The organism is Mycolicibacterium sp. XJ870, from assembly GCF_053483975.1.
On sequence record NZ_JBEFTI010000006.1, the window covers coordinates 23,297 to 35,362 of the forward strand.

Annotated in this window: 13 protein-coding genes; 2 read left to right on the forward strand and 11 right to left on the reverse strand. The window is 63.0% G+C overall.

The features are described 5' to 3' along the window. The first annotated feature begins 374 nt into the window (after window positions 1–374). Window positions 375–1,589, forward strand: coding sequence for a hypothetical protein (locus ABQF30_RS20900; RefSeq protein ID WP_448467312.1), 1,215 nt, complete (start codon window positions 375–377; stop codon window positions 1,587–1,589). Window positions 1,590–2,061: 472 nt separating this feature from the next. After that, window positions 2,062–3,342 (forward strand): hypothetical protein, encoded by a 1,281-nt coding sequence (locus ABQF30_RS20905; protein WP_448467314.1) that lies wholly within the window; start codon window positions 2,062–2,064, stop codon window positions 3,340–3,342. A gap of 103 nt (window positions 3,343–3,445) precedes the next feature. Here ABQF30_RS20905 and ABQF30_RS20910 read toward each other — a convergent pair whose 3' ends face one another. The 11 genes from ABQF30_RS20910 to ABQF30_RS20960 form a co-directional block, all read right to left on the reverse strand. After that, window positions 3,446–4,027, reverse strand: coding sequence for a DUF1707 SHOCT-like domain-containing protein (locus tag ABQF30_RS20910; protein ID WP_448467316.1), 582 nt, complete (start codon window positions 4,025–4,027; stop codon window positions 3,446–3,448). Window positions 4,028–4,123: 96 nt separating this feature from the next. Beyond that, window positions 4,124–4,885 carry an SDR family oxidoreductase gene (locus ABQF30_RS20915; RefSeq protein ID WP_448467318.1) on the reverse strand — a complete coding sequence of 254 codons (762 nt, stop codon included), beginning with the start codon at window positions 4,883–4,885 and terminating at the stop codon, window positions 4,124–4,126. Between the two features lie 71 nt (window positions 4,886–4,956). After that, on the reverse strand, window positions 4,957–5,427 hold the full coding sequence (locus ABQF30_RS20920) for a DUF5994 family protein (RefSeq protein WP_448467320.1): 471 nt from the start codon (window positions 5,425–5,427) through the stop codon (window positions 4,957–4,959). A gap of 101 nt (window positions 5,428–5,528) precedes the next feature. Continuing rightward, entirely contained in the window at window positions 5,529–7,550 is a 2,022-nt protein-coding gene (locus ABQF30_RS20925; RefSeq protein ID WP_448467322.1) for an alpha/beta hydrolase family protein, read from the reverse strand. A 65-nt stretch (window positions 7,551–7,615) separates the two neighbouring features. Next, a complete protein-coding gene (locus ABQF30_RS20930) occupies window positions 7,616–7,786 on the reverse strand; it encodes a hypothetical protein (protein ID WP_448467324.1) in 171 nt (56 codons plus the stop codon). Window positions 7,787–7,933: 147 nt separating this feature from the next. Continuing rightward, a complete protein-coding gene (locus ABQF30_RS20935) occupies window positions 7,934–8,425 on the reverse strand; it encodes a hypothetical protein (RefSeq protein WP_448467326.1) in 492 nt (163 codons plus the stop codon). Window positions 8,426–8,474: 49 nt separating this feature from the next. After that, window positions 8,475–9,776: an FAD-dependent monooxygenase family protein gene (locus tag ABQF30_RS20940; protein ID WP_448467328.1), complete on the reverse strand. Its 1,302-nt coding sequence runs from the start codon at window positions 9,774–9,776 to the stop codon at window positions 8,475–8,477. A 149-nt stretch (window positions 9,777–9,925) separates the two neighbouring features. After that, window positions 9,926–10,387, reverse strand: coding sequence for an ester cyclase (locus tag ABQF30_RS20945; RefSeq protein WP_448467330.1), 462 nt, complete (start codon window positions 10,385–10,387; stop codon window positions 9,926–9,928). 203 nt (window positions 10,388–10,590) lie between these two features. Further along, window positions 10,591–11,013 carry a type II toxin-antitoxin system VapC family toxin gene (locus ABQF30_RS20950; RefSeq protein WP_448467331.1) on the reverse strand — a complete coding sequence of 141 codons (423 nt, stop codon included), beginning with the start codon at window positions 11,011–11,013 and terminating at the stop codon, window positions 10,591–10,593. Further along, window positions 11,013–11,249: a type II toxin-antitoxin system Phd/YefM family antitoxin gene (locus ABQF30_RS20955; RefSeq protein WP_448467333.1), complete on the reverse strand. Its 237-nt coding sequence runs from the start codon at window positions 11,247–11,249 to the stop codon at window positions 11,013–11,015. Before ABQF30_RS20955 ends, ABQF30_RS20950 begins: the two co-directional genes overlap by 1 nt. A gap of 40 nt (window positions 11,250–11,289) precedes the next feature. Continuing rightward, window positions 11,290–12,057, reverse strand: coding sequence for an enoyl-CoA hydratase family protein (locus ABQF30_RS20960; RefSeq protein WP_448467335.1), 768 nt, complete (start codon window positions 12,055–12,057; stop codon window positions 11,290–11,292). Between the last annotated feature and the right edge of the window lie 9 nt (window positions 12,058–12,066).

Genomic DNA, 12,066 nt, shown 5'->3' on the forward strand with positions numbered 1-12,066 from the left:
CGGTCGGTAGCTAATCCGACAGAGCAAACTTATTAGCAGGGCTGGCTGTGTCGGTCTGCAACGCCGTGAGTGGTCTTGGGATCTCGTGACAGATTGGCTGTGCATTTGTTTCCAATTGCAAAGAGTTGAGCGCGATAACCAAAATCAGCTGGGGTTCTGGTGATCATGAACGTTCGCGAAGCAACTTGGACATTCAACACTCATGTGGCAGGAGTGAAAACTGAGACTCGCGCTATAGCTAATTTTTGCTGGCTATTTTGCTTGCGGGACGGCAAACGAGCCCATAGGCTCTCAGGAACTTCTAAGGTGTTTGTCAGTACCACCGAAGGTGTTTTGAGCTTCCGGCCGACCGACCCTTGCTAGGGGGCAAAACAATGGCATTTCGTCCGCTCCTAACTACCGGTGCCGCACTTATCAGTGCAGGCGCCATCGTTGCAGCGACCCCGGCGTTCTTCGTGCCGAATGATGACGTACAGATTGCTGCGCCGGCTGCCGCGGAAAGGCAAACGCTCACACCCGAGCAACTGCGCCTGCTGGCGGTGACACTGCAAGGTCTATCCGATGCGTTCTTCCAGGGCTACGGCGGTCAAGTGACCGGAGACGGGTCTGGTGATTGCACCGTCGAGGGCGCAGTGTGCCCAGCGGGTTTCGTTGGGGTCCCGTACTACTTGAGCGATCAGCTGCTCCCTCTCGGGGATCTCGACAACATCTTCTTTGAGGAAGGCTTCACGGGACTGGCGCGTGAAGTCGCGCTCACCATCGCTGCATTGGTGCCTGATCCGACGGGCCGACTGGACTTGGTGGATCGTGTCGAGGACTTCTTCGAGGGCGGGGTCACGCAGCTAGTCGGCAATCTGCTGCTCGACAACCTTCCGGAAGACACCTTCATCTTCGGAATCACCGACGCATTCTTCTTCGGTTATGGCGAGGGCGACACGAACGCGGGGTTCGTGGGCGCCATCAACTACGTCGTCGACGCGTTCATCCAGGGGACTCCCACTCCGACGCCCACTCCGCCGCCCCCGGCTGCCGACGAAGAGGCGGATGCGACGCTTCTGTCGGAGACCGCCGAGGTCGAGGACGGCCAAGAATCTGGTCCGACGTCGACACGGCTGCCTTTTGGTTCGTCGCTCTTCGATGTGTCGACGCCGTCGTTCGAGTCGCCGTTCAAGCGGCTCGTATCGCCCGCGGAAGAGTCTGAGGTCAAGACCGAAGTCGTCGACGAAGGCACCGGTGAGGGCGAGGACGCCAATCCGCTGGCTGCTGTCGAGCCGGCACCGGCGGCGCCCGAGGCCCCGAAGTTCGAGGCGCCCAAGCTGCCTGAGTTCAAGTTGCCGGCACTGAAGCTGCCGCAGCGCAAGGTGGTTGAGGAGGAAGAGGCCGCCGACGATTCGGCGACAGTTGACACGAAGGACGGCAACAAGGTCGAGCCTGTCATTCCATTCGGCAAGCCGAAGTCGAGTGACGGTGGCGGGAACTTCTTCAGCGATCTGAACAAGGCCTTCAAGGAGGCCATCGGTGGGGACAAGGGCTCGACTGCAGGCGGCAATACCGGCGGCAGTGGCACTGGCTCCGGGGGCACCGAGTAATTGATCGACCGCCGGCCGGTGCATGAACTTCTGATGAACGAGCCAAGTGCGGCGGTTCGAACGCCTCATCTGTTCGCTGGAGCGGAGGTCGCCGGCTGGTGCGGGTCTGGGCAACGGGTAGCCGTGGCTGGCAAACTCCGTCGCCCACTGATTGATTGCCAGCCGCACGATCAGGGCCTATCGCACCAAGAAATTAACCTGGAGGACAACGGGAGGTGGTTGCCGTAATCAACGGGGTGTGGTGAGCGCGGGTACTTGCCTGAGTATCTGGGGAAACCCGCACAGCACACATAGGTGGACCCGGACCGCTTCCCCTGGCGGATGGGGATTCTGAGACTGAGACGGCAGTCGGAGCCGCGGGCGTTTTCGGCTTGCCGGGGGGCAAACTTGCCCTTACGATCTCTCAGGAACTTCTAAGTAGCGTCGTTCGAAGCGCTAGTCCACTGTCGCCCCGTCCCCAGGGAGTAACTGCATGGCAATCAAGCCATACGTCACCGCCGGCGCCGCACTTCTCAGTGCAGCCGCAGTCGTCGCCACGGCCCCGGCGCTCTTCGTTCCGAATGACGAGGTTGCGATCGCGGCGCCCGCGCCTGCTGCTGCGGAGCCAACCACCAACAAACTGAGTGTCGAGCAATACAAGCTGCTGGCGTTCACCCTCGAGGGCGCCTGGGATGCCTTCTTCGAAGGCTATGGCGGCTACTACTACCAAGGCGTCGTCCAAGAGACCGATGAGAATGGTGAGAAGGTCTGGGAGACCGACCCCGAGACCGGTGAGATCGTTCTCGACGAGGACGGCAATAAAATCCCGGTCTACGTCTACGCGCCCGGCGACTGCAGCGCATCCGGCGCCGTCTGCGTGGAGGGCTTCACTGGCTTGGCGTACTACACCAGCAATGAGATCCTGCCGCTAGGCCCGATCGACGACATCTTCTTCGAGGCCGGCTTCAACGAGTTCGCGTGGATTGCTTCCGCCACCACCGCCGCGGTCATCGACTCCTTCGATCCGACCGGTCGTCTCGACCTGGAGCGTCGCGTCAACGATCTCTTCGCGGGCGGCATCGCCCTGGTCGCTCAGAACCTGATCGACGACAACCTGCCCGACGGCCCCCTGGGTGAGCGGGCGAAGGAGCTCAACGCGGCGTTCTTCGAAGAGGGCATCGTCGGCTTGTTCAACGAAATAGTTGGCAACCCGTTTGAAACCCTCGAGGCTCCGGAAAGCGCCGGAATCGCGGCTGTCTCCAAGTTGGCAGAGCAGGCGGATTCGGTGGAAGAAGGGGCCGGCTCGGTGAGCCTGCCTTCGGCTGGATCTCTGATCGATCTGTCGCTCCCCAAGATCGAGTCGCCGCTGAAGAAGCTTGCGGCGCCGGTCGAAGCGACTGAGGTCAAGGCTGAAGTCGAGCCCAAGGCTGAAGTCGAGCCCGCTGTCGACGTCGAGCCTGAGGCTGAGGCGAAGACTCCGCTGAAGCAACTGGCTTCGAACATCGAGAAGGGCACCGAGGACTTCCAGAAGCGGGCCGAGGAACGTCGGGCCAAGTTCCAGGCACGCGTCGCGGAGCGTCGCGAGAAGGTCCGCGATTCGCTTGGACTGTCGTCGCCCAAGGGGTCCGAGACGGGTAGCGCCGCTACCGGTGACGATGCGGACAACGCGGGCGCCTCGGAGGGCAAGTCGGAGAAGAAGGACCAGTCGGAGAAGAAGACCGACAAGAAGTCCGAAAAGAAGTCCGACGACAAGGGCGGCTCCGACAGCGAGTAACCCACAGCCTCAAGCAACGGCCCCTTCCAAACAGGAAGGGGCCGTTGTTATTTGGACTGCCGGTCAATGCAAAGAGGGCGGGCCTGCGGGCCCGCCCTTGTCGTCAATCGGTCTGCTTGCGGCGATTCTTACGTTTAACGCCCACGCTGCCCCACAGTGAGAATCCGCGGATGTGCACGCGCGGCGCACCGGGTGCGCCCTCGCCATGGACGGTGTGGTCAAAATTTCCCATCACCCCGACGCCTTCCAAGTCCACGTTCACCTCGGGTGGCACCAGGATCGTCTGCCCGCCGAAAATCGAGTAGGTGCGGATCTCCACGTCGGGCGAGGTGAAATCCGCGTAGCGCAGATCGACCACGCCGCCGCCGAAGAGTGCGATCGTCGTCAACTTCTTCGGGACGTTCCAGCGGCCGCGGCGCTCGAACCCGCTCATGATGCCCAACAGCACCGACGAGGGTGCCGGCCGGCACATGGTGCTGGGACAGTTGACGGCTCCGGGCAGGTCGGCGCTGAGCCGAGCCAGATCGCGATAGGTTTCCGCCGAATAGGCTTTTGCTAGCCGGTCCTCATATTCGGTCATCGGCAAGCGGCCCGCGGCGGCGGCGTCCGTGAGCAACTGCGCCACCTGAATGCGATCAGTGTCGGCGGCCCGCATCGATCCATTCTGCGACGCTGAAGTGCTCATCACTGATGAGCCTACGACTATCCCTGTCACATGCAAGGCTGGCCGGCGAAACCTGCGCCGGCGGCCTCGGCGGCGGGCCCAGTGAATCGGCAAAGATTATGTGGTGGAACCGAGATAATCCTGGAAAGTTATGGTTCCGACCGCGTTTTCGGGGGTCAGATTGGCTCCGGACTTGTAACCCGCGACGGTGCGACCCGGCAGCGTGAAACTGACCACGCGCCGCCCGCTACTGTGCGCTGAGAGATACAGGTGTCCCAAATCTGAGTGATGGCGAACTTCCGGTCCGCCGATATCAGCCGCCCGTCCGATCGGTTCTGAATCGATCAATTCAACGAGTCGGGCCGCGACGTCACGGGTGTCGATCGGCTGGAATCGCACCCCGCGCAGCGTCCACAAAACGGGGGAGAACCGCTGCACGGCGAATATCTGTTCGATTAGCTCGTGGAACTGCGTCGCGCGCAGCACGGTGTGGCCGATGTCCGAGTCTGCGAGTATCTGCTCGACTCGCAACTTCGTCTTGTAGTACGGCAGCGGGATGTCGTCGATGCCGACGATCGAGACGTAGATCAGATGGCCGACGCGTGCGCGGCGGACGGCCTCGATCAGATTCCGCGTGGCTCTGACGTCCTTGCTTCCAACGGGTTGGGTGGCGCAGTGCACGACGACGTCCATCCCGTCGAGCGCAGCGTCCAAACTGTCAGCTGCCAGGAGGTCGCCGCGCTGCCAATGCACTCCGGTGTAGCCGACCCGCTCGCGTCGACTCAACGCCCGCACGTGATGGCCGGCTCCGACAGCCTCGGGCACCACATGGTGGCCGAGCGTGCCGGTCGCCCCGGTGACGAGCACTGTGCGCGCCATATGGTCACGCTACCGACGGGGCGGCCACGGTGTCATCGAAACTGCGGGGCCCACACGGGGAGTAAATGTTGTTACCGCCCTGCGTTCCAGTGGTCCTGGGCGCTGGCTACCAGCGTGCGTCGTTCCCTGTCGCGAGGACTGATCACCAGGAGGCCGTCGATGGTGGCTGCGTTGTTGGGTTGCGCTGCGGTCATCATGGTTGTGTGCGCGTCGCTCGGCTCGGTGTAGGGCGGAACCACCAGTAAGTCGACTCGGTCGCGGTTGAGCCCGACGACTTCGATGGTGTTCCGCCGTTGAAGGCGGTACCCGTCGAGCTTGATCACCCGGCCGCCAGTGACGAGTTTCCTTGGTGCTCTTGGCCATGCGCTCAAGCGATACGACACTCGCTCGATGCGGCCCAACCGAACTGAGAGCACCGCCAACAGGTCTGGCAGCTCGGCAGCGAGGTCATCGGTATGCGGCCACCATGCTCCGTCGACGTATCCGTTGTGCTGTTGCGCTTTGGGTTTCAACCGCAGCCGCGGTGGGTGTGTCGGCGTCATGACGACGTTCCAATCGTGGCCGCGAATCGGCCGTGTTTCAGATCGGCGATGACACGGTTCGAAACGATACGTGTACGAAATACCGCGCGATGCGGGTAACTCTACGCTGCCGCTTTATCGCTGTTCTTGCTCTTCCCGACCTTTTCGGCCTTGTCGGTCGCCTCCTTGAGGCCGTCCTTCACTTTGTCGACGGTCTCTTGCACTGACTTCTTCACCCGATCGCCCGTGTCAGCCGCGTGCTTGCCCGGTTTTGCCTTGAACGACTCCGTGATCTTCTTCAGACCCTTCGGGACCTCGGTGTCCTTTGACGAATCTTTCTCAATGCCAAGGTCTTTCAGCGTGCGCAACTCACTGCCAACGGACGGAACCGAGCTCACCGACAACGGCCCCGGCGACGCCGGATTGGTGTCCATCGACGCGTCGGGCACGGGCTCTTGGACCTTGAACACATTGTCGAGGGCTGTGGTCGCCTGCGCGTCGACCTGGTCGAGCACACCCGTTACCGGCGCCAGTCCCGTCTCGACGGCGGTAAACACCGGGTTGGCAGCGTCCTGAACAGCTTGCAGTGCGGCCGACAACGCCGCAGCCGCCGATTCGGTCATCGCGTTCTCGAAGATCGGCGAGAAGTCGGCACCGGGAACTGTCGGTGTCCACTTGGACGGCGTCAGTGCATTGTTCTGGATGCCGTCGATGAGTGCGTTGAACACCGTCTGGCCGGCGGCAAGCTGTTGAGTCGGAGTGAGCGGCGAGTCATAGAAGTACGCCTGCTCGCCGGCCATATCGAAGCCGCGCTCGAGGGTGGCCGGGTCGACGTCCTGATAACCCATGTTCACCAACATCCGCAGGGCGTCCTCGACGCTGTTGGTCAGCGGTGTGGGGACGTTGTATCCCGGGACCAGGCTGACCAGCCGCGGCACCATGTTGAACGGTTCGAGCAGCGGGAGATTGCCTGAGTCGTAGGTGATGTAAGTGGCCGTGCCGGGGAACTTGCTCGCGTCGGCGATGTCCTCCAACAAGGTGTCCAAGTTCAAGATGGGAATGTCGCCGGCGATGTCCACGATCTCGTCCCATCCCGGAACCAGCTCCAGGCCCTGGCCGCCGGTCGGGTCGAGCATCACCTTGATGCCGTCGAGTAGACCTTCGATTGCCAGGGGCAGCACGTGGCCACCAATGTTGTTGCCCTCGCCGGGAATCAGGTAGGTGAGGAACACTGCGCCGCTGGCCGCGTTGGCCCACGCCAACGGGTTCAGCGTGGTCGGCGCATCGGAGAGGATGTTGTACGCCCAGGTAATGTCGAGGATCGAGGTGTTGAGCACCTTGGTGATATCGCCGTTGGTGCTCTCGTTGGTGTAGCTGCCCGCCGGCGGTGTGGACAGGTTGAGGCCGAACAGATTGGTGATTGGCGTTGCAAGAGCGAATAATCCACCACCGGGGCGGCTCGGGTTATTGAAGAAGATCAGCCACTGACCGGTGACACCGACGCCCCACTCCGGGTCGTTGGATTGCACTGCGGCGATCATGTCGCGGTAGGCCAGAGAAGTGGTCAGCCCGCCGAGGCTTTCGGAGAAGATGATCGCGCGACGCTGATTCAGGATGGGCGCTTCCGCGATGATGTCATCGAGAAAGCCTTTCAACAAGTTCCATGCAACCGCGGGTATGACCGACGTGATTGGGCCTTCGATCATGTCCAACAAGCCCGATGCGGTGTAGTCCAGCCCATTGACTGCGTTGTAGACGTCGCTGGGTAGCGGCCCCTTCACGCCCGCCTCAACCGGCAAGATTGTGCCCAGGAAGTCCAGGAGTTGGCCTACCGTTGCGGCCATTTCGCTGCCACCAAGCAAGCCGGCGGCAGCCTGGACCACGGCCATTGGAGTGAGTCCCAGAAGCTGGGCCGCCCAGAAGATCGGGCCCACTCCGTAGATGCCGACGATGTCTGGCACCGCTGGGAGTTGAGGTGCAGCCGCGAGTTCGACTTCCGCCTGTAGCGCACGTTTATGAGCCAACAGCGCCTCCGGCGCCTGCGAAGTAACCCCGGCCGTGAGTGCGGCAGTGGTGGCTACGACGGCAGCCGTGACCGCCGCTGCTTTGGCTTTGCGGAGACGGGGAGGGGTTGGCTTGGACATAAGCGCGCCGCCTTCGAGTGTGGTCTGGCCAACAGTGCCCGCACACCGTAGCAACACGTACCCAGCTAGGTCTCAGGTTTGCGGGAAACGTTCGCGCGCGTCAGGCTCAGCTGGTCGGAAGCTGAATTCGACGTCACGGGTCCGGGACTGCCCGGCACCACATCTAGGCGCTCCCCAGCGATCTCGCCGGGCGCCTCAGTGCCCAGCGCGATGAAGGTGGCCAGTACCACGGACACGCAGGAGAAGTGACAGTCTCCGCTACTTTGGTTGCGGAATTTGCATGCTGGTGTGGTGTCGCGAACTCAGCCTGCCACGTTTCAGAAAGACTTTGGCCACTTTGGAAGAGGCGCGGAACACCGTGGTGTCCAGACGCAGAGTTCGCGCTACACGACGAAGTAGGAGGGCTGCCAGTAGCTCATGTCAGCGATCGCGATGACCCCCAGGACCCGGTTGCGTGATCCTCCACCAGGACAGCGCTCCTCGACGGTCATATCGAAACGGTAGGTCCGATTCACGGAGGTCGCCCCGGGGTCCAACTGCTCACCTTGTTCGCCTCGATCATTGACCGACACCAGCTGGTAGACGCAGCCCGGCGCGGGCATGGCCGCCTCCACCGTCTCGTTCTGCGCAGCTTGTCTAGTCGACGGTGCTCCGCCGGGACGAAGGACGGGAACCTCATTCGCATCGTGGGTATTCAGGCCTGCCACCAGACGTTCTGCCCATTCACGTTGCTTCTCGGGACCGTAGTCGCCCATCGACAAGCCGTCGCTACTCGATGGCAGTGTGTACAGCCACACCACGCCGGCAGCCACAACGGCCGCGAGCACCGCCATGATCGCCACTGCTCGCCGGTGCGTACTGAACCAATCCGCCACCCTGATCACTCCCTGGACATCTCAGATTGCGTAGGTCAGGTCGGCTTGGTCAGGCTCGACCCTTTCGGAGCCCGCCCATCAGGATGCGTGACATTATCGCCGGCTGTCGTAACCGGGCGGGCGGGTCGACGAGATTGTTCACCCGCAGGAACTGCTCGGCGACCCGGACATCGGTTGCCGCGGCGTTCAGCGACGCCGACATCATCCACTTCTGTAGACGCTTACGCGTCGTCGGCCGCACCGTCGGTTCCGGGACGCGGTCATTGGCCCGGTTCCTCGCCCACGTCGGCCCAATGTGCCCGGCCGCAGCGGCAAAGAAGCGCGGCCCCAAGTCATCCCGCCCGGATCGCAGACAGTCCCGCAGCGCCACAGCTTGCAGCGCCGCCATCGTCATGCCTTGCCCGTAGAGCGGGTTCAGGCTGCACAATGCGTCGCCGGTCACCAAGAAGCCGGCCGGGAATCGCGTCATGAGGTCGTAGCGTCGCCACACGGCGTTGGTGTTGCGGGAGACGGCCACGTCGCCGATGGGCTGCGCGGCGGTCAGCCCGGCCAGCATCCGCTCCGGGAAAATCTCCTCGGCCGACGCGAGCATGCCGGCGAAATCTGATGGCGGTGGGCCGGAAGCGTTGGCCCGGGCGATCGCCAACATCCACCGGCCATGCTCATGTGCAACCAGCAGCGCACGTGGTTTGTGGAACCCGTTGTTGATCATCACCATTCGTTCGGAGAACCCAGGGTCGGGTAGCGAAAGCAATTGGCTTGAATAGGCCCATGGCGAGGAGCACGTCTGTTCAACTGGCGTGCCGTAGTTGAGTGTCTGCAGGAAAGGGGGAGTGCGGGTACCGCGGCCTCGGGCGTCGATGAACAGATCCGAATCCAGCATGGACTCAATCCCGTTGTCGCGGTTGAGTACCCGCACTGCGGTGACGGAGTCGGACGTGACGACCGGTTCCACCATGTCATGTCCGTCGAGCACCGTGACGTTGGCCAGGGCTTGAACACGCCGACGGACGTGGAACTCTGTGAACGGCCGGCTCGCGAGATAGAGCCGCAACGCCGCCGGATCGGCAAGCGTGCCCGTTTGATTCAGCTCGTAGCGACCGATGCGGGCATAGATCCGCGACAGATTGGCGTCGTCGACCACCACCGCACCCGCAGCGGCAAGCTCGTCAAGCAGCCCGGGGAACAACATGTCGAGCATCTGCGGTCCGCGAGTCAAAAAGCTGTGTAGATGTCGGCTCTGCGGGACGCCTTTTCGGTGGTCCGGCTTGTCGGGCAACGTATCTCGTTCGATGACGGTGACCGACCGATAGAACTCCGACACAGCCCCAGCCACGAGTAGGCCAGCCATCCCGGCACCCGCAATGACTGCGTGCTCACCCACCTTGGACACAGTTACCCCTCAGCGTTGTCCGCCCGCGATGGGGTCAGCCTACACCGAGTTTAAGAAAAATAAGACTAATTTAAGGAAAATCTAAGGGGTTGTCCCGGTAGGTGTTGTCACCCGCTGGCTGCGGGCGTGGTGGTGTCTGCCGGCTGCGTCCCCGCCGGCGCCAGGCCGAGCTGCTGCAACATGCCCAGGGTGTCCCAGGTGACCCAGGTTTCTTCGATCTTTCCGTTGACGATCCGATCGGTGTCGGTGATCTGGATCCTGGCGTGCCGACCGGTGGCGGGCTGACCCATGAGCTCGCCGGTGTTATCGCCTTGGGCTTCTAGGAGCGTGCAGACGTAGTCGCCCTCGGCGACCTGCAACCTGACGTCAAACCGCATGTTGGAGAAGGCAGTCCGGTACATCTCGATGAGATTCCTCATGTGTTCGGGGCCGCGCTGATTCCCGAATGGGTCCTGGGTGTCGTGGTAGGCGGCGCCGGGCGCGACGATGTCGTCGAGTTCGTCCAGGTTGCCGGAGGCGAATACCTCCCAAATGCGCTGAGAAACTGCTTTGTTTTGATCTTCGGCCATGATCCGAGGGCCTTTCGGTGATTGCCGTACGGCAGAGAATGTCCGCAAAGTAACGGTAGATCCGGTGAATGCCGCCGTCGATAGGTTTGCCCGTCCCCGGTGGCCGGTGCGTGATGCGGCAACGATTGGCGGTTGGTTACGCGGCGTTGACCTGCTCGAACGGTGCCGGCGTGCGCTCCGTTTTCCTCGCGACGTGCACGCACCTACTGGTGATCGGGGTGCGGCACCGATCGCAGCTCAAGGTCTGCTATCCCGTCGAAGTCTGCCGGATTGCAAGTGTACAGCGGTAAACCATGGCTGATAGCGGCGGCCGCGATCAGGGCGTCATATGCGCGGGCCGCCGGCTTTCGCCCGGCGGCGCGCAACGAGGCGGCGACGGCGCCGAACGCTCGCGCAGACAGGGCATCGAAAGCGATTACATCAAAGTCTGCTTCGGCCTGTTGTAGATGAGCCTGGCGGGCTGCGCGCTCCTCATCACTGGCCGCAACGTGCGGTCCCACGGACAACTCGGCGATCGTGATCGCACTGACAACAGCCTCGTCGGGTAGATCGGTGGGGTCGGCGATTCGCCCCAACAGGATGACGGTCGAGGTGTCGAGCATGCCCCTCGACGCTGCGTCAGCCATCACACCGCGGAATCGATGGCGGCATCAATGTCGCGACGCAGCGCGTCGGGATCAACGTGCGGCAAGTGCTTTCTGCGCTTGATGAGCTCGGCAGGTCGCACACTGCGACGCGGTACCGGGCGTAGTTCGGCGACAGGTCTGCCGTCTCGAGTGACAATGACCGACTCGCCGCGTTCTACCTGATCCAGTACCTCTCCACCCTTATTGCGGAGCTCCCGCACCGACACTGATTCCACATACCGACTGTATCACCGGTGAGACGGGATTGGCGCTGGTTCAACCCACCCAGCTGGGCGGGCGCTTCTGCAGGAACGCCAGCATGCCTTCGCGGGCCTCGTCGGAGACGAAGAGCTGAGCCGATTGCCGGGTGAGTTCCTCGGCGTGCTCGTCGAAACTGCGCAGGATCGCCGCGGTGGTCAACGCCTTCGACGTCGCCAGCCCTTGCGGTGACGCCTTGGCAATCTCGCCTGTCAGCGCCGCGACCGTCGCTTCGACGTCTTCGGCGGCCACGGTGATCAGGCCGATCGCCGCCGCCTCGGCGGCGCCGAACCTTTCGCCGGTGACGAAGTAGCGGCCGGCCGAGCGGGGTGTCATCTTCGGCAGCAGGGTCAACGAAATGATCGACGGCGCAACGCCGATGCGTGCCTCGGTGAGGGCAAAGGTGCTGTTGGAACCGGCCACCACCAGATCGCAGGCGCCGACGAGGCCCAGTCCGCCCGCGCGCACATGCCCGTCGATCGCGCCGATCACCGGAAGCGGCAACTCGAGGATGGCGCGCAGCAGCTTGGTCATCTCGCGCGCGCGGTCGACGGCGATGTCGCCGGGATCGCGTCCGGCGGCCTCACTCAGATCGGCCCCGGCGCAGAACGTTCCGCCGGTGTGTCCCAGCACCACCACGCGGACGTCGGGCTGGGCGGCGGCGTCGGCAAGCCCCTGGTGCAGCTGCTCCACCAAGGTCGTGGACAGCGCGTTGCGGTTGTGCGGCGAGTCCAGCGTCAGGCGCGCGACGCTGCCCTCGACCGTGTAGCGAACGAGTTCGGACATCAGTACGGC